This window comes from Phenylobacterium sp. (genome assembly GCF_036723115.1).
Lineage (GTDB): Bacteria > Pseudomonadota > Alphaproteobacteria > Caulobacterales > Caulobacteraceae > Phenylobacterium.
In genome coordinates this window covers 1-5,129 of record NZ_DAIMHV010000177.1, presented here as the reverse complement: position 1 = coordinate 5,129, position 5,129 = coordinate 1, and the positions used below count along the sequence as shown (strand labels likewise).

The 5,129-nt window shown below is 68.9% G+C and carries 4 protein-coding genes; 2 read left to right on the top strand and 2 right to left on the bottom strand.

Annotation, left to right across the window (positions count from 1 at the left end; genetic code table 11):
• Both V7D28_RS13770 and V7D28_RS13765 read right to left on the bottom strand, forming a co-directional pair.
• Nucleotides 1–685 (bottom strand): flagellar hook assembly protein FlgD (locus V7D28_RS13770; protein WP_333587955.1); only part of this gene is annotated, 685 nt, incomplete at its 3' end.
• Between the two features lie 9 nt (nucleotides 686–694).
• Nucleotides 695–1,105: a flagellar hook-length control protein FliK gene (locus V7D28_RS13765; protein ID WP_333587956.1), complete on the bottom strand. Its 411-nt coding sequence runs from the start codon at nucleotides 1,103–1,105 to the stop codon at nucleotides 695–697.
• A gap of 1,167 nt (nucleotides 1,106–2,272) precedes the next feature.
• Here V7D28_RS13765 and flgK point away from each other — a divergent pair.
• Both flgK and V7D28_RS13755 read left to right on the top strand, forming a co-directional pair.
• Nucleotides 2,273–4,369, top strand: a complete 2,097-nt coding sequence (gene flgK / locus V7D28_RS13760; protein WP_333587954.1) for a flagellar hook-associated protein FlgK — start codon at nucleotides 2,273–2,275, stop codon at nucleotides 4,367–4,369.
• Nucleotides 4,370–4,380: 11 nt separating this feature from the next.
• A partial coding sequence (locus V7D28_RS13755) for a flagellin N-terminal helical domain-containing protein (protein WP_333587953.1) occupies nucleotides 4,381–5,129 on the top strand: 749 nt, incomplete at its 3' end.

The following is a 5,129-nucleotide window of genomic DNA, read 5'->3' as shown; positions in this document are numbered from 1 at the left end:
GTTGGGTGGGGGGGGTGGCGGGGGCGTTGGCCGGCGGCAGGCCGATGCTGCTGATGGTCTGCCAGAGCGCGCGAGATCCGCCGACGGTCACATAGGTTTCGCCGTCCACCTGCTCCACCGCGCGCACGACGCCGTCGATATAGGTGACATGGCCCACCCTGGCGCCGCTGCTGTCGGTGGCGGTGACGCGCAGGGTGTACTGGCCGCCGTCGGCCAGCTGGGCCCCCAGCACGTTCTTGCCGTTCCAGCTGAAGGCGTGTTCGCCCCCGGCCAGATTGTTCAGGGCTTTGACGTGGACGATGGAGCCATTCTTATCCAGCACCTCGACCTTCACGTCCTGGGCGGCGCGGTCCAGGCGGAAGACCCAGTCGGCCTGGCCGCCGGACAGGGTGGCTTCCGAGGTTGCGGCGCGCACCTGCTTGCCGATCAGGCTGACCGCGTCGGCCACGCCGTCGCCGGAGGCCGAGACCAGCTGCTTGAGCAGCTGATTGGTGAGCAGCTGCTGCTCCACCCCGGTCATCTGCACGATCTGTTGCGTGAACTGGTTGGAGTCCATGGGCGACAGGGGATCCTGGTTCTTCATCTGCGTGGTGAGCAGGACCAGGAAGGTGTCGAAGCTCTCGGCCAGGCGCTGGGTCCCGGTGTCGATGCCCGATTGCGACGTGTTGTTGACGGATGAAACCATGGGTCTTTCCTAGATCCTGACGTCCACGCCCTGATCGGACGGGCGTCGCCCATAGGCGCGGACGGCGACGGGGGCGTCGGCGCTCTCGGCCATGTCCAGGGCTGAGGCGAAGGCCCGCGCCGACCCGCCCTGCTGGTCGCGCCGATCTTCAGCAAAGGCGCCGCGGCGATCGTCGGGCGACTGAAAGGACAGGCCGCCCGACAGGTCAAAGCCGGCCTGTTCAAGGGTTCTCTGCAACTCCCCTGCGCGCTGGCGAAGATCGCTGGCGGCCTGGGGGTTGTCGAAGGACAGGGCCGCGGTCAGACGGCCCTGGGCGTCGATGTCCACGCGAACATCGACCCGACCCAGCCCCTCGGGCTGCAGCTGGATCTCGAAGTGGCTGCTGCGCGCCTGCAGCTTGCGGGCGACCTGGGCGGCCAGGTCGGCGAGGGTGGCCGAGGTCGCCTGGGGTCGCTCGACGCCAGGACGCGCGGCCTCGTCGGCGCGGGCGCCGCCGGAGACCGCCGCCGCCGGGGTCGGTTCGGCCGCCTCGATCTCGACAGGTTCGGGGGCTGCACCGGCCGGAGCGGCCTCGATCTCGCCGCCGGAGTCTGCAGGCTTGCAGCGGCGCGGGCGCTCTCGACCGGCTGCGGCGTCTTGGCCTCTGTCTCCGTCTCAGCGCCCGCGGGCGAGGTCTCGACCGGGGCGGCGACGGGCGGCTCAGATTCTGCGGTCGAGCCGGCCTCATCCGTCGCCGCGAGCCTGGCCCCGAGCTCGGCGGGAGTCTGCGTCACAGGCCCCGGCGGGCGAGGATAAGCGGTCGGCACAACGACTACGCCCGTCGACACGGCCTCAGGCGGAGACGCGGTCGCGCCAACCGGCGCCGACAGGGGTGCGGGAGGGACGATGGCCTCGGCCACAAGCGCCGCCGCAGCCGCCATCCCGGCCGTCGGATCTTCGCCGGGACCTTCGGGGCTCGGCGGCTCGGCCTCGTCCGGTACGACCAGCAGGGCCTCCGGCGGGTTCGCCTTGGCCTGGCCGCCGTCTGCGGCGGGGGTCTTCGGCGGCTCGCCCTGCGGCGCGGCGGCCTCTCCGGTGAAGGCCGCCAGCAGGGCGTCGAACCCCGCCTCGGCGTCGCTTCCGGGCGAGGGGGCGCCGAAGGGCGGCGCTATGACGGCGATGGGCAGGACCGAAAACGACATTTCGTGCGGCAGGCCAGCAGCTGGGAGGGTCTGGCGCCTGCTGCGCCCGGAGATTCGCGCCATCCCAGCAACCTTCGCGCCAGCTCGCGCAGCATCGATTATCTGGTTGTAATGAAAGGAGAAAAGCCTCGGGATGGCGGGTGCGGCCCTCGGGCTTGGCGGCCGAAACTGCCGAGTTCGACGCGGTCGGCGGGTCGAGTCTGCCGCCTTTCCAAAGGGTTACCGGATCGCCGCGGCGATCCTGGCGCCGGACTTGCGACGGGGGGTCGGTCCGCTTCAGGCCCTGAATGGGTCGGTATTGAAAAGGCTGAGGAATTTCCGGCCCTACGCGTGCGCGTTCCATGGTCGCCCGGCAGAAACCGCCGAGCCCGCACAGCGAGGATTGCCGGGTGGAAGGTGAAGGCCCATGTCGCTGACAGGGATCCTGAGGACGGCGAATTCCGGTCTGGTGGCCGCCCAGGTGGGCATGGGGGCGGTGTCCGACAACATCGCCAACGTCAACACGCCCGGCTATGTCCGCAAGACGGTGGACCAGTCCCAGCTGGTGGTCGGCGGCCGCGGCATGGGGGTCGAGGTTTCCGGCGTCAAGCGGGTGACCGACCAGTACCTGCAGATGGCCACCCTGACCGCCGGTTCCGAGGCCGGCCGCTGGCAGGTGGTTTCGCAATATCTCGACAACGCCCAGAGCCTGTTCGGCGACCCGTCGGGCGACAGCTTCTTCTTCAGCCGCCTGGACGAAATCTGGAGCGCCTTCGCCGCCACGGCGAACGACCCGTCGTCCAGCTTGCTGCGGAGCCAGGCCCTGGGCTCGGTGGAGGACTTCCTCAATGAAGGCGCCCGGATTAACAGTTCGCTCAACGATCTCGGGCGGACCGTGGACACCAAGATCTCGGCCAATATCGACCGGATCAACGATCTGCTCGAGCAGATCAACAAGCTGAACACCGACATCAGCCGCGCCAAGATGGTCTCGGCCGACTCCTCCGGCTCGGAGAACATCCAGAGCCAGCTGGTGGACGAGCTGACCGGCCTGATGAACGTGCAGGTGGTGGCCCGCAAGGAAGGCGGCCTGATCATCCGTTCCACCGAGGGCGTGATGCTGGCCGGCGACGGCGCCGCGCGTCTGGCCTATGAGCGGACCGACAGTTCCAAGGGCTATATCACCGCCCAGACCGCGGTGGGGTCGGGCGTCGCCAAGCCGATCACCGTCACAGGGGGCGAGCTGCGCGGCCTGCTGGATTTGCGCGACGACAAGCTGCCCGGGCTGTCGGACCAGCTGGGCGAGTTCCTGACCCGGGCCTCTGACGCTATCAACGCCGCCCACAACGCCGCGACTACCTTCCCGGCGCAGGCCAGCCTGAGCGGCCGCGATACGGGCCTCGACCTGCCCACGGCCGTCAGCGGATTCTCAGGCGCCACCACCGTGGCCATTGTGGACAATGCCGGCCAGCTGACCCGGCGGGTGGACATCGACTTCACCGCCGGGACCATGAGCGTCAACGGCGGCCCGGCCGCAGCCTTCACCCCGGCCACCTTCCTGGCCTCCTTGAACGCGGCCCTTGGCGCGGACGGTACGGCCAGCTTCGCCAATGGCGCGCTCAGCATCTCAGCGGCCGCTGGCGGCGTGGCCATCGACGAGGGAACCTCGCAGAAGGCCGGCCGCGCCTTTTCGCACTTCTTCGGCCTGAACGACATCATCCGCTCGGCGGGCTTCACCAATTATGACACGGGTCTGTCGGCGACCGATCCTCACGGCTACACGCCGGGCCAGCAGATCACCCTTCGGCTGGCCCAAGGCGACGGGAAGCCGATCCGCGACGTGCCGGTGGTGGTTCCGGCCGGCGCCACCATGGCTGACCTGCTGGCGGCCCTGAACAACCCCACCACAGGTGTGGGCCTCTATGGCGCCTATACCCTCGACGCCAACGGATCCCTGACCTTCAAGGGGACCGCGCCGGCCTATGCCAGCGTCTCGGTGATCCAGGACAACACCTCCCGGGGGGCGGGCGGGCCTTCCATCAGCTCCCTCTTCGGTCTGGGCGCAGTGGAGCGGGGCAGCCGCGCGAGCCGCCTGTCGGTGTCGCAAGCCTTCAGTTCCGATCCCATGAAGGTGGGACTGGCCAAGCTCGACCTGTCGGTGGCGGTCGGCCAGCCGGTCCTGACGCCCGGCGACGGCCGCGGCGCCCTGGGGCTGGCCACGGCCGGGGAGCGGGTCTCCCGCTTCGCCGCGGCTGGAACCCTGGGCGATGTGAACATGACCCTCTCGCGCTATGCGGCGGAGTTCGGCGGCTCCATCGGACGGGAATCGGCGGCCGCCGACACCCGCAAGGCCAGCGCCCAGGCGGTGAAGACCGAGGCCGTCAATCGCCGCCAGTCGGTGGAGGGCGTCAACCTCGATGAGGAGCTCGTCCGCCTGACCACCTATCAACAGGCCTTCAACGCTTCAGCCCGCATGATCCAGGCGGCCAAGGAGCTGTTCGACGTCCTGACCAATATCGTCTGAGGATCCCAGCCATGACGAGCCGAGTCTCAACCAGCGGAAACTACAGCGCGGTGCTGGCCAACCTCATCGCCGCCCAGCAGCGGCAGCTCGACGCCGGCACCAAGGTGGCGAGCCAGAAGAACGGCGCCGACCTCAAGGACTATGCCCGCAACGCCGAGATGCTCACCGCCATGCGGGCGGTGGAGTCGCGGCTGACCACTTTCAGCGACCAGAACCGGCTGGTGAGCGACAAGCTGATCACCCAGGACTTCGCCATCAACCAGGTGGCCGATGCGGCCTCCACCGCCCGCCAGGCCATCGCAGAGGCCATCGCCAGCGGCCGGGTCGACACCCTGATGCAGGATCTGCAGGGCGCCTTCCGGAATGCTGTGGAGGGGCTGAACGCCCGTTACGGGGGCAAGTACCTCTTCGCCGGCGGTCAGGTGGACACCGCGCCGTTCTCGGCCACCACCCTCAGCGACCTGACCATCCCCGCCACCAACGTCACCGACTACTTCCGCAACGACCGCTTCGTCGCCCAGGCCAAGGTCGACGACTCCACCCTGCTCAACACGGGTTTCCATGCCGACGCCCTGGGGGTGGACATGATGGAGGCGTTCAAGGCCCTGCAAGCCTTTCATGAAGGCGTGGACGGCCCCTTCGCCGGTGAACTCACCGACAACCAGCGGATTTTCCTGGAGAACCAGCTGGCCGCCTGGGACAGTGTCTATCGCGAGCAGATCAACGCCGCCGGGCGCAACGGCATGCTGCAAAGCCGCCT

What these genes read in the sequence shown, in the direction of transcription:
- flgK (WP_333587954.1), top strand. Translation starts at nt 2,273, where the DNA reads ATGTCGCTGACAGGGATCCTGAGGACGGCGAATTCCGGTCTGGTGGCC.